This is a genomic window from Streptomyces sp. NBC_01471, from assembly GCF_041438865.1.
Lineage (GTDB): Bacteria > Actinomycetota > Actinomycetes > Streptomycetales > Streptomycetaceae > Streptomyces.
This window is the reverse complement of record NZ_CP109450.1, coordinates 3,014,303-3,031,536: the sequence shown is the minus strand read 5'-3', so window position 1 is coordinate 3,031,536 and position 17,234 is coordinate 3,014,303. Positions and strand designations below refer to the sequence as shown.

At 67.9% G+C, this 17,234-nt stretch carries 20 protein-coding genes; 19 read left to right on the top strand and 1 reads right to left on the bottom strand.

Annotation, left to right across the window (positions count from 1 at the left end):
- Position 1 precedes the first annotated feature (1 nt).
- From rpsG to tuf, 3 genes are all read left to right on the top strand, one after another.
- Positions 2–472, top strand: a complete 471-nt coding sequence (rpsG, locus tag OG285_RS13095; protein ID WP_164264073.1) for a 30S ribosomal protein S7 — start codon at positions 2–4, stop codon at positions 470–472.
- A 38-nt stretch (positions 473–510) separates the two neighbouring features.
- Positions 511–2,640, top strand: a complete 2,130-nt coding sequence (gene fusA / locus OG285_RS13090) for an elongation factor G (RefSeq protein ID WP_356828850.1) — start codon at positions 511–513, stop codon at positions 2,638–2,640.
- Between the two features lie 159 nt (positions 2,641–2,799).
- Positions 2,800–3,993 (top strand): elongation factor Tu, encoded by a 1,194-nt coding sequence (gene tuf / locus OG285_RS13085; protein WP_356828848.1) that lies wholly within the window; start codon positions 2,800–2,802, stop codon positions 3,991–3,993.
- Positions 3,994–4,153: 160 nt separating this feature from the next.
- Here the strand turns inward: tuf and OG285_RS13080 are convergent, their stop codons facing one another.
- Positions 4,154–6,316 carry a PIG-L family deacetylase gene (locus OG285_RS13080; RefSeq protein ID WP_371791029.1) on the bottom strand — a complete coding sequence of 721 codons (2,163 nt, stop codon included), beginning with the start codon at positions 6,314–6,316 and terminating at the stop codon, positions 4,154–4,156.
- Positions 6,317–6,753: 437 nt separating this feature from the next.
- Between OG285_RS13080 and gdhA the strand changes: the two genes are divergently transcribed.
- The 16 genes from gdhA (at position 6,754) to rplN (ending at position 17,234) form a co-directional block, all read left to right on the top strand.
- Positions 6,754–8,118 carry an NADP-specific glutamate dehydrogenase gene (gene gdhA / locus OG285_RS13075; RefSeq protein WP_371791028.1) on the top strand — a complete coding sequence of 455 codons (1,365 nt, stop codon included), beginning with the start codon at positions 6,754–6,756 and terminating at the stop codon, positions 8,116–8,118.
- Between the two features lie 308 nt (positions 8,119–8,426).
- Entirely contained in the window at positions 8,427–9,785 is a 1,359-nt protein-coding gene (locus OG285_RS13070; protein ID WP_371791027.1) for a hypothetical protein, read from the top strand.
- On the top strand, positions 9,782–10,414 hold the full coding sequence (locus OG285_RS13065) for a hypothetical protein (protein ID WP_371791026.1): 633 nt from the start codon (positions 9,782–9,784) through the stop codon (positions 10,412–10,414). Before OG285_RS13070 ends, OG285_RS13065 begins: the two co-directional genes overlap by 4 nt.
- Before the next feature lie 6 nt (positions 10,415–10,420).
- The gene (locus OG285_RS13060; protein ID WP_371791025.1) at positions 10,421–11,011 is read left to right on the top strand and encodes a hypothetical protein; all 591 of its coding nucleotides are present in this window, start codon (positions 10,421–10,423) and stop codon (positions 11,009–11,011) included.
- A gap of 457 nt (positions 11,012–11,468) precedes the next feature.
- The gene (rpsJ, locus tag OG285_RS13055) at positions 11,469–11,777 is read left to right on the top strand and encodes a 30S ribosomal protein S10 (RefSeq protein WP_003948644.1); all 309 of its coding nucleotides are present in this window, start codon (positions 11,469–11,471) and stop codon (positions 11,775–11,777) included.
- A 13-nt stretch (positions 11,778–11,790) separates the two neighbouring features.
- The gene (rplC, locus tag OG285_RS13050) at positions 11,791–12,435 is read left to right on the top strand and encodes a 50S ribosomal protein L3 (protein ID WP_250299280.1); all 645 of its coding nucleotides are present in this window, start codon (positions 11,791–11,793) and stop codon (positions 12,433–12,435) included.
- 7 nt (positions 12,436–12,442) lie between these two features.
- Complete coding sequence (rplD, locus tag OG285_RS13045; protein WP_164264443.1) at positions 12,443–13,096, top strand: 50S ribosomal protein L4; 654 nt, start codon at positions 12,443–12,445, stop codon at positions 13,094–13,096.
- A complete protein-coding gene (gene rplW, locus OG285_RS13040) occupies positions 13,096–13,419 on the top strand; it encodes a 50S ribosomal protein L23 (RefSeq protein ID WP_327295858.1) in 324 nt (107 codons plus the stop codon). The genes rplD and rplW overlap by 1 nt, the downstream gene beginning before the upstream one ends.
- 39 nt (positions 13,420–13,458) lie before the next feature.
- On the top strand, positions 13,459–14,295 hold the full coding sequence (gene rplB / locus OG285_RS13035; protein WP_164264445.1) for a 50S ribosomal protein L2: 837 nt from the start codon (positions 13,459–13,461) through the stop codon (positions 14,293–14,295).
- Between the two features lie 12 nt (positions 14,296–14,307).
- A complete protein-coding gene (gene rpsS, locus OG285_RS13030) occupies positions 14,308–14,589 on the top strand; it encodes a 30S ribosomal protein S19 (RefSeq protein ID WP_164264446.1) in 282 nt (93 codons plus the stop codon).
- 41 nt (positions 14,590–14,630) lie between these two features.
- Positions 14,631–14,978, top strand: a complete 348-nt coding sequence (rplV, locus tag OG285_RS13025) for a 50S ribosomal protein L22 (protein ID WP_006604878.1) — start codon at positions 14,631–14,633, stop codon at positions 14,976–14,978.
- A complete protein-coding gene (rpsC, locus tag OG285_RS13020) occupies positions 14,978–15,823 on the top strand; it encodes a 30S ribosomal protein S3 (protein WP_266854264.1) in 846 nt (281 codons plus the stop codon). Before rplV ends, rpsC begins: the two co-directional genes overlap by 1 nt.
- 5 nt (positions 15,824–15,828) lie before the next feature.
- Positions 15,829–16,248: a 50S ribosomal protein L16 gene (rplP, locus tag OG285_RS13015; RefSeq protein ID WP_164264448.1), complete on the top strand. Its 420-nt coding sequence runs from the start codon at positions 15,829–15,831 to the stop codon at positions 16,246–16,248.
- Positions 16,248–16,472, top strand: coding sequence for a 50S ribosomal protein L29 (gene rpmC, locus OG285_RS13010; RefSeq protein WP_028812369.1), 225 nt, complete (start codon positions 16,248–16,250; stop codon positions 16,470–16,472). Before rplP ends, rpmC begins: the two co-directional genes overlap by 1 nt.
- Positions 16,472–16,756, top strand: a complete 285-nt coding sequence (rpsQ, locus tag OG285_RS13005) for a 30S ribosomal protein S17 (RefSeq protein ID WP_356828832.1) — start codon at positions 16,472–16,474, stop codon at positions 16,754–16,756. The genes rpmC and rpsQ overlap by 1 nt, the downstream gene beginning before the upstream one ends.
- 109 nt (positions 16,757–16,865) lie before the next feature.
- Entirely contained in the window at positions 16,866–17,234 is a 369-nt protein-coding gene (gene rplN, locus OG285_RS13000) for a 50S ribosomal protein L14 (RefSeq protein ID WP_003966950.1), read from the top strand.

The window sequence follows — 17,234 nt, the reverse complement described above, 5'->3', positions numbered from 1 at the left end:
AATGCCTCGTAAGGGCCCCGCCCCGAAGCGCCCGGTCATCATTGACCCGGTCTATGGTTCTCCTCTTGTCACCTCGCTGATCAACAAGATCCTGCTGAACGGCAAGCGTTCCACCGCCGAGCGGATCGTGTACGGCGCCATGGAGGGCCTTCGCGAGAAGACCGGCGCCGACCCGGTCATCACGCTGAAGCGCGCTCTTGAGAACGTCAAGCCGTCTCTCGAGGTCAAGTCCCGCCGTGTCGGTGGCGCCACCTACCAGGTGCCGATCGAGGTCAAGCCCGGTCGCGCCGCCACCCTCGCGCTGCGCTGGGTCGTCGGCTACTCCCGCGCCCGTCGCGAGAAGACGATGACCGAGCGGCTCACCAACGAGCTGCTCGACGCCTCGAACGGTCTTGGCGCTGCTGTCAAGAAGCGTGAGGACACCCACAAGATGGCCGAGTCCAACAAGGCCTTCGCGCACTACCGCTGGTAGTCGCTACCCACATCGAGACCGAGAGAAGATTGAGCCTTATGGCCACCACTTCGCTTGACCTGGCCAAGGTCCGCAACATTGGGATCATGGCCCACATCGACGCGGGCAAGACGACCACCACTGAGCGGATCCTCTTCTACACCGGTGTGAGCTACAAGATCGGTGAAGTCCACGACGGCGCAGCCACGATGGACTGGATGGAGCAGGAGCAGGAGCGCGGCATCACGATCACGTCGGCCGCGACGACCTGCCACTGGCCGCTCAACGATGTCGATCACACGATCAACATCATCGACACCCCGGGTCACGTCGACTTCACCGTCGAGGTGGAGCGTTCGCTCCGCGTCCTCGACGGCGCTGTCACCGTGTTCGACGGTGTCGCGGGCGTCGAGCCGCAGTCCGAGACTGTCTGGCGTCAGGCGGACCGCTACGGCGTTCCGCGCATCTGCTTCGTCAACAAGCTGGACCGTACCGGTGCCGAGTTCCACCGCTGCGTCGACATGATCGTCGACCGCCTCGGTGCGGTGCCGCTGGTCATGCAGCTCCCGATCGGCGCCGAGGCCGACTTCAAGGGCGTCGTCGACCTCGTGACGATGAAGGCCTTTGTCTGGTCCGCCGAGGCGACCAAGGGCGAGATGTACGACGTCGTCGACATCCCGGAGACCCACACCGAGGCGGCCGACGAGTGGCGCGGCAAGCTGCTCGAAGCCGTCTCGGAGAACGACGACGAGATGATGGAGCTGTACCTCGAGGGCCAGGAGCCCACCGAGGAGCAGCTGTACGCGGCGATCCGCCGGATCACCCTTGCTTCCAAGGGCTCCGCGGACTCCGTCACCGTCACTCCCGTCTTCTGTGGCACGGCCTTCAAGAACAAGGGCGTCCAGCCCCTGCTCGACGCGGTCGTCCGCTACCTGCCTTCCCCCCTGGACGTCGAGGCCATCGAGGGCCACGACGTCAAGGACCCCGAGACCGTCGTCAGGCGCCAGCCGTCCGACGACGAGCCGTTCTCCGGTCTTGCGTTCAAGATCGCGAGCGACCCGCACCTCGGCAAGCTCACCTTCGTCCGGATTTATTCGGGCCGCCTTGAGGCCGGCACCGCGGTGCTGAACTCGGTCAAGGGCAAGAAGGAGCGCATCGGCAAGATCTACCGCATGCACGCGAACAAGCGTGAGGAGATCGCGTCGGTGGGCGCGGGCGACATCATCGCCGTCATGGGGCTCAAGCAGACCACGACCGGTGAGACGCTCTGCGACGACAAGCAGCCGGTGATCCTGGAGTCCATGGACTTCCCGGCGCCGGTCATCGAGGTCGCCATCGAGCCCAAGTCCAAGGGTGACCAGGAGAAGCTGGGTGTCGCCATCCAGCGGCTCTCGGAGGAGGACCCCTCCTTCCAGGTCCACTCCGAGGAGGAGACCGGCCAGACCATCATCGGTGGTATGGGCGAGCTTCACCTCGAGGTGCTCGTCGACCGCATGAAGCGCGAGTTCCGCGTCGAGGCGAACGTCGGCAAGCCCCAGGTCGCGTACCGCGAGACGATCCGCAAGACCGTCGACCGTATCGACTACACGCACAAGAAGCAGACTGGTGGTACCGGCCAGTTCGCGAAGGTGCAGATCGCGATGGAGCCCATCGAGGGCGGCGACGCGACCTACGAGTTCGTGAACAAGGTCACCGGTGGCCGCATCCCCCGTGAGTACATCCCCTCGGTGGACGCGGGCGCGCAGGAAGCCATGAAGTTCGGCATCCTCGCCGGTTACGAGATGGTGGGTGTCCGCATCACCCTTCTCGACGGTGGCTACCACGAGGTGGACTCCTCGGAGCTCGCCTTCAAGATCGCCGGTTCGCAGGCGTTCAAGGAGGGTGCCCGCAAGGCGTCCCCCGTGCTCCTCGAGCCGATGATGGCCGTCGAGGTCACCACGCCCGAGGACTACATGGGCGATGTCATCGGCGACCTCAACTCCCGCCGTGGCCAGATCCAGGCCATGGAGGAGCGCAGTGGCGCTCGCGTCGTGAAGGGCCTCGTGCCCCTCTCGGAGATGTTCGGCTACGTCGGAGACCTCCGCAGCAAGACCTCGGGTCGCGCAAGCTACTCGATGCAGTTCGACTCCTACGCCGAGGTTCCGCGGAACGTCGCCGAGGAGATCATCGCGAAGGCCAAGGGCGAGTAACTCTTCCGAGTCCACGCTTTAGGCTTATCACCGGAGCCACTGGGGCATTCGACGCAGAGCGCAAGCAATGCGGCGTATGCCCCGGGCCCCGGCATCCCAGCAAAGATCACCTGGCGCCGATGAAGCAAGGCGTACAGAACCACTCCGCAGGAGGACCCAGTGGCGAAGGCAAAGTTCGAGCGGACTAAGCCGCACGTCAACATCGGCACCATCGGTCACATCGACCACGGTAAGACGACCCTCACGGCCGCCATTACCAAGGTGCTGCACGACGCGTACCCGGACCTGAACGAGGCCTCGGCCTTCGACCAGATCGACAAGGCTCCCGAGGAGCGCCAGCGCGGTATCACGATCTCGATCGCGCACGTCGAGTACCAGACGGAGTCGCGTCACTACGCGCACGTCGACTGCCCGGGTCACGCCGACTACATCAAGAACATGATCACGGGTGCGGCGCAGATGGACGGCGCCATCCTCGTGGTCGCGGCCACCGACGGCCCGATGCCGCAGACCAAGGAGCACGTGCTCCTGGCCCGCCAGGTCGGCGTTCCGTACATCGTTGTCGCGCTGAACAAGGCCGACATGGTGGACGACGAGGAGATCCTGGAGCTCGTCGAGCTCGAGGTCCGTGAGCTCCTCTCCGAGTACGAGTTCCCGGGCGACGACCTTCCGGTCGTCAAGGTCTCGGCGCTCAAGGCCCTTGAGGGCGACAAGGAGTGGGGCCAGACCGTCCTCGACCTGATGAAGGCCGTCGACGAGTCGATCCCGCAGCCCGAGCGTGACGTCGAGAAGCCGTTCCTGATGCCGATCGAGGACGTCTTCACGATCACCGGTCGTGGCACCGTCGTCACCGGTCGTATCGAGCGTGGTGTCCTCAAGGTCAACGAGACCGTTGACATCGTGGGCATCAAGCAGGACAAGACCACCACCACGGTCACCGGCATCGAGATGTTCCGCAAGCTGCTCGACGAGGGCCAGGCCGGTGAGAACGTCGGTCTGCTCCTCCGTGGCATCAAGCGCGAGGACGTCGAGCGCGGCCAGGTCATCATCAAGCCCGGTTCGGTCACGCCGCACACCGAGTTCGAGGCCCAGGCCTACATCCTGTCGAAGGACGAGGGTGGCCGTCACACCCCCTTCTTCAACAACTACCGCCCGCAGTTCTACTTCCGTACCACGGACGTAACGGGCGTTGTGACCCTTCCCGAGGGCACCGAGATGGTCATGCCGGGCGACAACACCCTCATGAGCGTCTCGCTGATCCAGCCCGTCGCCATGGAAGAGGGCCTGAAGTTCGCCATCCGTGAGGGTGGCCGGACCGTGGGCGCCGGCCAGGTCACGAAGATCCTCAAGTAATCACTTGATGGTCTGACCTGGTCGCTCACACAGAGCACCTGGTAACAGCAGAGGGCCCCCGGCCCGCCGTTCGCGGCGGACCGGGGGCCCTTCTGTGTGGCCGGCCCGGTGGCGGGCCTCCGGCCGGTTGGTGGGTGGGCCGCGCGGTGCGCGGGTGCGGCTACACGGCCCGGACCGGCCGCCACAGCCAGGGGAGTGCTCCCGGGCCGAGGCCGGCCACGGTCGGGCCGGAGGAGTCCCCGGCGGTCCCGGTCCCCTCGGCCAGCAGGGCGGCCCCCGCGAGCGGTACGACGCCGTCGGTGCGCCGCAGTACCTTGCCGTCCAGCAGGAGCTGGATACGGCCCTGGTCGTCCTGGCCGAGCAGCGCGGGCCCCTGAGGGCGGGCGCCGGAGGGAGTGCCGGGGCGGGTGCCGGGTCGGTTGCCGCCCAGGTGCACGTGGGTCGTCGCGGCCGTCGCGGGCCCGCGGTAGTACACGTCCACGCCGCCGTCCTTGGCGGCGACAGCGGTGGGGAAGTCGCCCGGCAGCGGCAGGAGGGGGTCCGGGTACAGCACCACGGGGCCGCCCGCCGCGGTCTGGGTCCAGTGGTGCACGGTGTCCCGGCCCGAGGCGAAGACATGGACACGGCCCGCCGTGTCGACCGTGGCGGAGAGGCCGTCCTGGATCTGGCCGCCGCCCAGACTCCGCCAGGGGGACCAGCTCCCCCCGGTGGAGCGGACCCGGGTGCTGATGCCCTGGTCGGCGTCGCGTACGAAGAGGTGCACCTGCCCCGCACGGTCGGTGACCGCGACGGGGACGCCTATCCGGCGGCCCCGGTCCGGGTCGCCCTCAGGGTTGCCGAGCCCGGTCCACGCCGCGAACTTCCCGCCGGGCGTGCGCTGTTGGAGCAGCACTATTTCGCGCGTGTTGGTCGAGCCGTGCCCGGCTATCGAGGAGAACCGCAGCCCGAAGAGCAGCTGCCGGCCGTCCTTGAGCGCGGCCGCGCCGAGCGTCGGGGCCAGCGGCCCGCCGCCCAGGTCGTGCGGCGGCCCCCACTGGCCGTTGCCCGGAGCCGTCTCGCGCCAGCGCACCGCGCGCAGGCCGAGGACCCCGTACCCGGCGAGGCGTCCGTCCGGCTCGGTGGCCAGGACGGGTCGCGGGCCCGGATACCGGTAGTGGGTGGAGCGGACCCACCCCTTCTTGTTGGTCAGCGGCCGGCCGATGCCCACGTTGTAGTCGCCGCAGCCGCCCGGGTTTCCGCAGTTCCAGGCTTCGTCACCGCCGTAAGGGAGCAGGTTCGCGGCCTTCTGGGCGAGGACCTTCGGCGACAGGTTCTTCGGCCAGTGGCGGTTGTAGTAGCCCCGGTAGGAGGTGGCGACGAAGGCCGGCACCTCGCCCTTCCCCTGCGTGGCCTCGGCGACCCAGCGGATCATCGCCGCCCAGCTGAAGGAGGCGGTGGCGGTGTGGTCCGCGTGGTCGGAGTAGCCGACCTGCTCGCTGTCCTTGCGGCGGACCGCGTTCGGGCTGTGCTGGATGTCCGGGTCGGGGTCGAGGGTGTGGATGACGGTCGGGCGGTACTGCGCCATCAGCCCGGTGAGCACGTCGACCATCGCGTCGTACGTGTACGCGCCCGCCTCCTGGAGCGGGGAGCCCTCGGCGACCACGGTCCGCAGGCTGAGCCCCCGGTCGGTCCAGAGCGATGGCAGGCCCAGCCGCCCGTGTGCGGTGTGCATGGCCGTGTTGAGGAAGATCAGCTCGACCCTGCGGGCGCCCCGCACCAGCGTGTTGATCTCCGCACGGTGGCCGCCGCGCAGCGCGATGACGTCCTTCTGCCACTGGGTGAACGGCGGGAGGCCCAGCTGTACCGCGTACGCCTGGCGCAGGCCCTGGTGCCGGGCCGACGAGTAGGCGGGCTTGTCGGGGGCGGGGTGCGGCTGTCCTGCGACGACGTTGATACCGGTGGCCTCGCCTGCGGTGACGTACACGCAGATCAGGGGCGTCCCGGAGTCCAGCATCCGCTGGGTGTCCGGGTTCATGAAGTACATGTCGTCGTCGGGGTGGGCCAGTATCTGCATGAGCCGGTCGTGCCTGGCTATGGATATCGCCTTGCCCGGCATCGGGTCGGCGGTGGTGGTGGTACGGCGCGGCGACGCGGGTACGGAGCAGGCGCTGAGCGCGGCGGACGCGGCGGCCGTACCGAGCCCTGCGAGCAGGAACCTCCGGGAGGGGCCGGACCGGTGGGGTGCGGGGCCGGACTCGTGCGGTGCGTGACCGGACTCGTGGTGTGTGGGACCGGGCCCCTGGTGTGTGGGGCCGGGCCCCTGCGATATCCCCGATATCCCCATGTGAAGGTGCTCCGTCCGTTCCCCTGCACGGGTCCTCCCGTGCTCTCCCGGTCTGCTTGACGGGGTTCGCCGACCGGAGGTTGCTTCCGGGCCGGACGCTGTTACGGGAGGTGGGAGCGGTGGTACGGGGATTTCGTGGTACCCGGCGGCGGTACCCGGCCGTGGTGCCCGGCCGCGACGGAGGGCACCACGGACGAGAGCTGGGGAACACCCTTGAGACCCCCGGAGGATCTCCCCTCCCCAGCCCGGGAAAACCTCGTCGGCACCGCCGCCGCACCGGCCGTCCGGCGGGTCGCGGGCCCGCTCGCCGTCTCAGTAACCGGACGGTTGGGCACAGGTGTTCTCGCCGGGACGATCGTTGAGGGGAGACACTGGGTCCGACGGCCGCCCGCCGCACACGGGCGGCCGCCGTCTGCGCCCGACAGGAAGGGACACCTGTGACACCGCCAACCACGAGTTCTTCGAAGGACAAGCTCGCTGCGCTGCGCACCGAGATCGAGCACCGCAACCCGGCCCAGCCCGAGTTCCACCAGGCAGTTCACGAAGTTCTGGAGAGCCTGGCGCCGGTGCTGGCCGTGCGGGACGACTACGCCCAGGCGAGCCTGGTGGAACGCCTCTGCGAGCCGGAGCGGCAGATCATCTTCCGGGTGCCCTGGCAGGACGACCGGGGGAGGGTGCACGTCAACCGCGGCTTCCGGGTGGAGTTCAACAGCGCGCTCGGCCCGTACAAGGGCGGTCTGCGTTTCCACTCCTCGGTGAACCTCGGCATCGTGAAGTTCCTGGGCTTCGAGCAGGTCTTCAAGAACGCGCTGACCGGTCTCGGCATCGGCGGCGGCAAGGGCGGCAGCGACTTCGACCCGCACGGCCGCTCCGACTCCGAGGTCATGCGCTTCTGCCAGTCCTTCATGACGGAACTGCACCGCCACATCGGCGCGCACACCGACGTGCCCGCCGGTGACATCGGCGTCGGCGGCCGGGAGATCGGCTATCTCTTCGGCCAGTACCGGCGCATCACCAACCGCTGGGAGTCCGGCGTCCTCACCGGCAAGGGCCTCTCCTGGGGCGGCTCGTCCATCCGGCCCGAGGCGACCGGCTACGGCAACGTCTACTTCGCCGCCGAGATGCTGCGCCGCCGCGGCGAGGACCTCCAGGGCCAGACCGCGGTGGTCTCCGGCTCCGGCAACGTCGCCATCTACACCATCGAGAAGCTCAAGGCCCTCGGGGCCAACGCTCTGACCTGCTCGGACTCCGGTGGCTACGTCATCGACGACAAGGGCATCGACGTCGAACTCCTGAAGCAGATCAAGGAGGTCGAACGCGCGCGCATCAGCGAGTACGCCGCGCGCCGCGGCGGGTCCGCCCGGTACATCAGCGGCGGCAGCGTCTGGAACGTGCCCGCGGACATCGCACTGCCGTCCGCCACCCAGAACGAACTCGACGCCGACGCCGCCGCGACCCTCGTGCGCAACGGGGTCAAGGCCGTCTCCGAGGGCGCCAACATGCCCACCACCATGGAGGCCGTCGACGTCCTCCACGAGGCGGGAGTCGCCTTCGGCCCCGGCAAGGCGGCCAACGCGGGCGGTGTCGCGGTCAGCGCCCTGGAGATGCAGCAGAACGCGGCCCGTGACACCTGGGCGCCGGAGCGCGTCGAGGACGAACTGCTGCGGATCATGCGCGACATCCACCACACCTGCTACGAGACCGCCGAACGCTACGGCGCCCCCGGCAACTACGTGACCGGCGCCAACATCGCCGGTTTCGAACGGGTCGCGGACGCGATGCTGGCCCAGGGCCTCATCTAGCCGTCATCCAGCCGCCACATCCGGCGGCCCGCCGGAATGTCCGGTGCGACCGGCCCCGCTCCCTCGGTGGAGCGGGGCCGGTCTGCTTCGGCCGCGAGCTTTGCCCGCGGCCGCCGAGTCTTACGTGAAGATCGACCACGAGCTCGCCGACGCACTCCGGAGCACGGACAAGCAGCCCGGGAAGCCCGCGGGATGAGCACCGCCACCGGAGTCGTCGCCGGGGCCGAGGGGGCGTACGGCACCGTGACATCCCTCTGTGACAAGGTCACTGGTTGATGCCGCCACTCACCCCTGACCCGGGAAATCCAATGAACGTCGGCTCGCCCCGGACGACAGCCGCTCCCACGGAGCCCGCACTCAGGCCGGTGGCGATGCGGGGCCCCGGTCTTGAGCTGTGTCACCGGGCCCGACTCTTCCTGGACGGCGGCGAGTTGGTCCTGCGGCGGCGTTCCGGGGAACGCCGGTTCGCGGTCGGGGGTACGGGCGGGATCGCCCGCGCGGTCTTCATCGACACGGTCGGGCCGGACCTGGAGGGGCATATGGGGCCGCCGGTGCGTGGCTCCTGGGGCAGGATCCAGTTCCAGAACGGCGACGGCGGGCTGATCGGCTACCTCGATCTGGACGACTGGCTGCCCGAGTCGGGCGAGCTGCCGAAGGGCGCGGTCGGCGGCGAGCAGCTGCTGGCCCGTACCGGGATGTCCGCACTGCTGACCGCCGCCGGGATTCCGCTGCACACGGTGCGGGACAGGAGCGACCCCAAGGTGGCGGGTACCGATTCCTTCCGCCGGAGCCTTTTGCTGGGGCCCGGCAGCCCCTTCCCGTACTGGTACTGGGGTGTACGTCTGACCGCCGGTGCCGTCTGGCTCGCCGCCTTCACCGTCATCGTCCTCTCCGGTGCACGAACCCCCTGGCTGATCCTGGTCTCGGCCGTCGCGGCCGTGCTTGCGCCCGTGGCCCGGCTGGTGCTGCGTGTCTGGACACGCGTACGGATGCGCCGTTACGTGCCGGGGGCACCCTCCAGAATCGCCCCCCGGCCTTCTGCCGGAACGGGAGCTACGGTCCGGTTCTGCCGGGACACCGAACTGCGCATCCAGGACCGTGATCTCGTACTGCGTGATCTCTCCGGGCAGGAAATCTGGCTGCCGCGCGGCGGGCCGCACCGCGTGGCGTCACTGGTCCGGGTGCTCGACCACACCGGACACCCGCTGGGCGCCGAGCTGCGCGGACCCGACGGGCAGGTCCGCGCGGTACTGCCCTGGGAGCTGTGGTTCGGCGGTCCCGGGGGCGGCGCCGGTTGGTCCGAGCTCCGACGGGGGGCTCGGCTCCCGGCGTCCGACCACCGGCTGAGCCGCCGGGGCGGGTGGCCCAAGAAGTTCTTCGCCGCCGGGCTGGGAGTCCTTCCTGCGAAGGCCGCCGAAGCACGCGGGGCCTCCCGCTTCCCGGGCACCATCGCCGGTATGTCCTCAACCGCTGTGATGATCGTCAGCCCCTTGCTCTCCGTGGGGCAGGGCCTGCGGATCTCGGACACCCATGCTGCTGCGGGCGACACCGCGATCCTGCTCGGATTTGTCGGCTGGTTCCTGCAGGCAGCGCCCTATGCAGTGCATCAGCTGGAAAGCCGCTTGCGCCTCGACCGCCCCATACCGGAAAAGAAGAATGTGCCATGACCGATCCGGACCGGCAGCACCTCAACCTGGACGACGCACCGCCCTCCGCCGCCCCCGCCGACTACCGGCTACTGCTTCCCGACGGCTGGTTCCGTATCGCGCTGGAGCCCGATGAGCGCGACAGTTCGGTCGCGGCGCTCGTGGAGCGGCAGTTCGAGGGGGTCGACAACGCCCCGCACCTCAAGGCCGAACTGCGGAAGGATCTGCTGCGCCGGGCAGCCAAGGCGTACCGCAATGGCGGCATAGAGCTCTATCTGAGCCTTCAGCAGGCCGGCCCTTTCACCGTCCCGGCCTCGCTCCTGGTGACGCTCGCCCCTCTGAAGCACCGGGAACCGCTGCCCCTCGACGCCCTCGCGCGGTCCCTTGCCGAGAACGGCCCTGCCGGTCAGGAGGTCGGTATCGGTGAGCTGACCTCGGGCCCGGCGGTCCGGGTGCGGAAGCAGGTCGAACAGGCCGGTGACGGCTCCGGCGGCGCCGCCCACTTCTCCACATCCGTGGAGTACCACCTGCCCGTCCCGAGGGCGGCGGCGTTCCTGCTGCTGGACTTCTCGACTCCGCTGGAGCCGCTGGCCGACGCGATGGCCGGCCTGTTCGACGCCATTGCCGACTCACTGTGCTGGACGGAGTGACCACAGATGCCGAGCGATCTGACAAATGTCCACCTGGAGTGCTCGGAGGACTGGGTGCCGTTCCCGGTCACCGACAGCATGGACCTCGGCTACTGGGCCGAGCACGAGGCCCGGAACCTCGTCGAGCGCTTCAAGCGCGACGGCAAGCCGGGCGACACCGGGCGCCTGGCGCGGGACCTCCAGCGTGCCGCCGCCGACAGCCGTACCCGGACACCGCTGGGCGCCTTCGGCTGGTACATCAGCGGTCACCACGAGGTGGCCGCCATCCTGGAGATCGACGCGATCTTCCCGGACGACACCGTCCCGGAACTCACCCTCGGGTGGCTGGCCGGGATCATGCGGGCCGGTGACTTCGGTGAGCCGGACGTCACCGAGGTGCGGCTGCCCCTCGGTGAGGCTGTCCGTATCCGGGAGAACATGGCCGGCGAACGCAGGTGGCGCTTCGGTGCCCGTCCGGTGATCCGCGCACTCACCTACGGTGTGCGCCCGCCGGACACCGACGGGCTGCTCACCCTGCACGTCTCATGGACCGAACCGGTACTCGACGAACCGCTGGAGCAGATCGTCGACGCCATCGCCGGAACACTGTCACTCTGAGTGAGCGGCTGCGGGGCCCCGCAGGACCGTCCCGATCGGCTCGCCGGTGGCCCGCGTCCGGCCGGGGGAGTGCTGGGGTACAGTCTCCGGCCGCGATTGGCGTCCGTGGTGACCCGTATGGCAGACTATCGGGGTTGCTCGGTTGAGTGCCGATGCTGCGCGCCTCCCGTCGGGAGGACTGGAAGCAAGTCCCACAGTACTCGTCGCCCCAACTGCCGTAAGGCGGCGCTGAGGCGGACGTACGGGAATCTTCCGGGAAGCGTCAGCGGGGTGCCGACCAGGCGCCCGGTGGGTGTTCGCCCCCGGCTCGCGGTCACTGGCCCGCACCCCTTGGTTGGGAAATCCTTCGGGAGATCTTCGTAGAGGGAATGCGACACGCCCGACCGCGTGGGTCGGAGGCGGATGCAGGACCTGCCGGGTCCCAGAGCGTTACGAGAGACAGGACTACTGAGTAGCCATGGCGGGACAGAAGATCCGCATCCGGCTCAAGGCCTACGACCACGAGGTCATCGACTCTTCGGCAAAGAAGATCGTCGAGACGGTGACGCGAACTGGTGCGTCGGTCGCAGGCCCGGTGCCGCTGCCCACTGAGAAGAACGTGTACTGCGTCATCAAGTCGCCGCACAAGTACAAGGACTCGCGCGAGCACTTCGAGATGCGCACGCACAAGCGCCTCATCGACATTCTCGACCCCACGCCGAAGACGGTTGACTCGCTCATGCGCCTCGACCTGCCGGCGGGCGTCGACATCGAGATCAAGCTCTGAGGTGACGCGCGAGATGACTAAGAACATCAAGGGCGTCCTGGGCGAGAAGCTCGGCATGACCCAGGTCTGGGACGAGAACAACCGGGTTGTCCCGGTGACCGTCGTCAAGGCTGGGCCGTGCGTCGTGACGCAGGTCCGTACGAACGACATCGACGGCTACGAGTCGGTCCAGATCGCCTTCGGCGAGATCGACCCTCGCAAGGTGAACAAGCCCCTCAAGGGTCACTTCGCCAAGGCCGACGTGACTCCGCGCCGCCACCTGGTGGAGCTCCGCACCCCTGACGCCAGCGAGTACACGCTGGGCCAGGAGATCACCGCCCAGGTGTTCGAGTCCGGCATCAAGGTTGATGTCACGGGCAAGAGCAAGGGCAAGGGCTTCGCCGGTGTCATGAAGCGCCACAACTTCAAGGGTGGCAAGGCTTCCCACGGTGCCCACCGCGTGCACCGTAAGCCTGGCTCCATCGGTGGCTGTGCCACCCCGGGCCGTGTCTTCAAGGGCATGCGCATGGCGGGCCGCATGGGCAACGAGCGGGTCACCACCCAGAACCTGACCGTCCACGCCGTTGACGCGGAGAAGGGTCTGCTGCTCATCAAGGGCGCGGTCCCCGGTCCGAACGGCGGCCTCGTCCTGGTCCGTACCGCGGCCAAGGGGGCTTGAGGAACCGATGAGCACCATTGACATCCTTTCGCCGGCAGGCGACAAGGCCGGGACCGTCGAACTCCCCTCGGAGATCTTCGACGCCAAGATCAGCATTCCGCTGATCCACCAGGTCGTTGTCGCGCAGCTGGCCGCGGCCCGTCAGGGCACGCACAAGACCAAGCGTCGCGGCGAAGTCCGCGGTGGCGGTAAGAAGCCTTACCGCCAGAAGGGCACCGGCCGCGCGCGCCAGGGTTCGACCCGTGCGCCGCAGTTCGCCGGCGGTGGCGTCGTCCACGGCCCGCAGCCGCGTGACTACTCGCAGCGCACCCCGAAGAAGATGAAGGTCGCCGCCCTGCGCGGTGCCCTCACCGACCGGGCGCAGAACGCTCGCGTCCACGTCGTCTCCGGCGTGGTCGAGGGCGCTGCCTCCACGAAGGCCGCGAAGTCCCTGCTGGGCAAGGTCAGCGAGCGCAAGCACGTGCTCCTGGTCGCCGAGCGTTCGGACGAGGCCGCGTGGCTCTCCGCCCGCAACCTGCCCCAGGTGCACCTCCTGGAGCCGGGCCAGCTGAACACGTACGACGTGCTCGTATCCGATGACGTGGTCTTCACCAAGGCCGCCTTCGAGTCCTTCGTGTCTGGCCCCAAGGCCACCACTGAGACCGAAGGGAGCGACGTCTGATGGCTGAGGCGACCGTTACCAGCAAGACCTTCACGGACCCGCGCGACGTCCTCGTCAAGCCGGTTGTTTCCGAGAAGAGCTACGCGCTGCTCGACGAGAACAAGTACACGTTCATCGTCGCGCCGGGCTCCAACAAGACCCAGATCAAGCAGGCCGTGGAAGCGGTCTTCTCGGTCAAGGTCACCGGAGTCAACACGATCAACCGCCAGGGCAAGCGCAAGCGCACCCGCACCGGGTTCGGGAAGCGCGCTGACACCAAGCGCGCCATTGTGACCCTTGCCGAGGGCGACCGTATCGACATCTTCGGCGGCCCGGTCTCCTAACGGAGTCCGAGTCGTCCGGAATCGGACGAGGACTGAGAAATGGGTATCCGCAAGTACAAGCCGACGACCCCGGGCCGTCGTGGCTCCAGCGTCGCCGACTTTGTCGAGATCACGCGGTCCACGCCGGAGAAGTCGCTGGTTCGCCCTCTGCACAGCAAGGGCGGCCGTAACAACACCGGCCGGATCACCGTTCGCCACCAGGGTGGCGGACACAAGCGCGCCTTCCGTGTGATCGACTTCCGTCGTCACGACAAGGACGGCGTGCCGGCCAAGGTCGCGCACATCGAGTACGACCCGAACCGCACCGCGCGCATCGCGCTCCTGCACTACGCGGACGGCGAGAAGCGCTACATCCTTGCCCCGGCCAAGCTGGGCCAGGGCGACCGGGTGGAGAACGGCGCAGGTGCCGACATCAAGCCGGGCAACAACCTGCCGCTGCGCAACATCCCGGTCGGTACGACCATCCACGCCATCGAGATGCGTCCCGGTGGCGGAGCGAAGATCGCCCGTTCCGCGGGTGCTTCGGTCCAGCTGCTCGCGAAGGAAGGCGCCATGGCGCACCTTCGTATGCCGTCGGGCGAGGTCCGCCTGGTCGACATCCGCTGCCGCGCCACCATCGGCGAGGTCGGCAATGCCGAGCAGTCGAACATCAACTGGGGCAAGGCCGGCCGTATGCGCTGGAAGGGCGTCCGCCCGTCCGTCCGCGGTGTCGCGATGAACCCGGTCGACCACCCGCACGGTGGTGGTGAGGGCAAGACCTCCGGTGGTCGTCACCCGGTCAGCCCGTGGGGTCAGAAGGAGGGTCGTACTCGCTCGCCGAAGAAGGCTTCGAGCAAGTACATCGTCCGCCGCCGCAAGACGAACAAGAAGCGCTAGGAGCGGGTTTAGATGCCGCGCAGTCTCAAGAAGGGGCCTTTCGTCGACGGACACCTTGTCAAGAAGGTGGACGTACAGAACGAAGCAGGCACCAAGAACGTCATCAAGACCTGGTCCCGGCGCTCGATGATCATCCCGGACATGCTGGGACACACCATCGCGGTGCACAACGGCAAGATCCACGTCCCGGTGTTCGTCACCGAGTCGATGGTCGGCCACAAGCTCGGCGAGTTTGCGCCGACCCGCACCTTCCGCGGCCACGTCAAGGACGACCGCAAGTCGAAGCGCCGCTAAGGCGGGGTGCGAAGACTATGAACGACACCGAAGGGACAACCATGGAAGCCAGGGCCCAGGCGCGGTACATCCGCGTCACGCCCATGAAGGCCCGCCGCGTGGTGGACCTTATCCGTGGCATGGATGCCACGGAGGCTCAGGCGGTCCTGCGTTTCGCCCCGCAGGCCGCGAGCGTGCCGGTTGGCAAGGTGCTTGACAGCGCCATCGCCAACGCTGCACACAACTACGACCACACCGACGCCGGCAGCCTCGTCATCTCCGAGGCGTACGTCGACGAGGGCCCGACCCTGAAGCGGTTCCGTCCGCGCGCCCAGGGCCGTGCCTACCGGATCCGCAAGCGGACCAGCCACATCACCGTGGTCGTCAGCAGCAAGGAAGGAACCCGGTAATGGGCCAGAAGGTTAACCCGCACGGGTTCCGACTCGGCATTACCACGGACTTCAAGTCCCGTTGGTACGCCGACAAGCTGTACAAGGACTACGTCAAGGAAGACGTCGCCATTCGTCGCATGATGACGAAGGGCATGGAGCGCGCCGGCATCTCGAAGGTTGAGATCGAGCGCACCCGCGACCGCGTCCGCGTCGACATCCACACCGCTCGTCCGGGCATCGTCATCGGCCGCCGCGGCGCCGAGGCCGACCGCATCCGCGGCGAGCTGGAGAAGCTGACCGGCAAGCAGGTCCAGCTCAACATCCTTGAGGTCAAGAACCCCGAGGTGGACGCTCAGCTGGTGGCCCAGGCCGTCGCCGAGCAGCTCTCCTCGCGTGTCTCCTTCCGTCGCGCCATGCGTAAGAGCATGCAGTCGACGATGAAGGCCGGCGCCAAGGGCATCAAGATCCAGTGCGGTGGCCGTCTCGGCGGCGCCGAGATGTCCCGTTCGGAGTTCTACCGCGAGGGCCGTGTGCCGCTGCACACGCTCCGCGCGAACGTGGACTACGGCTTCTTCGAGGCCAAGACGACCTTCGGCCGCATCGGCGTGAAGGTCTGGATCTACAAGGGCAATGTCAAGAACATCGCCGAGGTCCGTGCCGAGAACGCCGCGGCCCGTGCGGGTAACCGCCCGGCCCGTGGTGGCGGCAGTGACCGTCCGGCAGCCGGCGGCCGTGGTGGCCGTGGCGGCGAGCGTGGCGGCCGCGGCCGCAAGCCGCAGCAGTCCGCGCCGGCAGCCGAGGCCCCCAAGGCCGACGCTCCCGCCGCCGCTGCTCCGGCTGAGAGCACTGGAACGGAGGCCTGACCGACATGCTGATCCCTCGTAGGGTCAAGCACCGCAAGCAGCACCACCCCAAGCGCAGTGGTATGGCGAAGGGTGGCACTGAGGTCGCATTCGGTGAGTACGGCATCCAGGCTCTGACGCCGGCGTACGTGACGAACCGCCAGATCGAGGCTGCTCGTATCGCGATGACCCGCCACATCAAGCGTGGCGGCAAGGTCTGGATCAACATCTACCCGGACCGTCCCCTCACCAAGAAGCCCGCTGAGACCCGCATGGGTTCCGGTAAGGGCTCCCCGGAGTGGTGGATCGCGAACGTCAAGCCCGGCCGGGTGATGTTCGAGCTGTCCTACCCGAACGAGAAGGTCGCTAAGGAGGCGCTGACCCGCGCCGCCCACAAGCTTCCGATGAAGTGCCGCATCGTGCGGCGCGAGGCAGGTGAGTCGTGATGGCGGCCGGTACCAAGGCGACCGAGCTGCGTGAGCTGAACGACGAGGACCTCGTCGCCAAGCTGCGTGAGGCCAAGGAAGAGCTGTTCAACCTCCGCTTCCAGGCGGCGACCGGACAGCTCGAGAACCACGGTCGGCTCAAGTCCGTCCGTAAGGACATCGCCCGGATCTACACCCTGATGCGTGAGCGCGAGCTGGGCATCGAGACGGTGGAGAGCGCCTGATGAGCGAGAAGAATGTGACTGAGACGACTGAGCAGCGCGGTTTCCGCAAGACCCGTGAGGGTCTCGTCGTCAGCGACAAGATGGACAAGACCGTCGTCGTCGCTGTCGAGGACCGCGTCAAGCACGCGCTGTACGGCAAGGTCATCCGCCGTACGAACAAGCTCAAGGCGCACGACGAGTCCAACGCCGCCGGTATCGGCGACCGCGTCGTCATCATGGAGACGCGGCCGCTCTCGGCGACGAAGCGCTGGCGCATCGTCGAGATCCTCGAGAAGGCCAAGTAAGAATCCCTGAGCTCATCGCTCAGGTCAGTTCCGCCAGGCTCGGTGGGGACCTTCGCAAGGCACTTGCGGAAGTCCCCGCCGGGAACCGGCAGACGATCAGGAGACAGACGTGATCCAGCAGGAGTCGCGACTTCGTGTCGCCGACAACACGGGTGCGAAGGAAATTCTCACCATTCGTGTTCTCGGTGGCTCGGGTCGCCGCTACGCGGGTATCGGTGACGTAATCGTCGCCACCGTCAAGGACGCGATCCCCGGTGGCAACGTGAAGAAGGGTGACGTCGTCAAGGCGGTCATCGTTCGCACCGTCAAGGAGCGTCGTCGTCAGGACGGCTCGTACATCCGCTTCGACGAGAACGCCGCCGTCATTCTCAAGAACGACGGCGACCCCCGCGGCACCCGTATCTTCGGCCCGGTGGGCCGTGAGCTGCGCGAGAAGAAGTTCATGAAGATCATCTCGCTCGCGCCGGAGGTGCTGTAA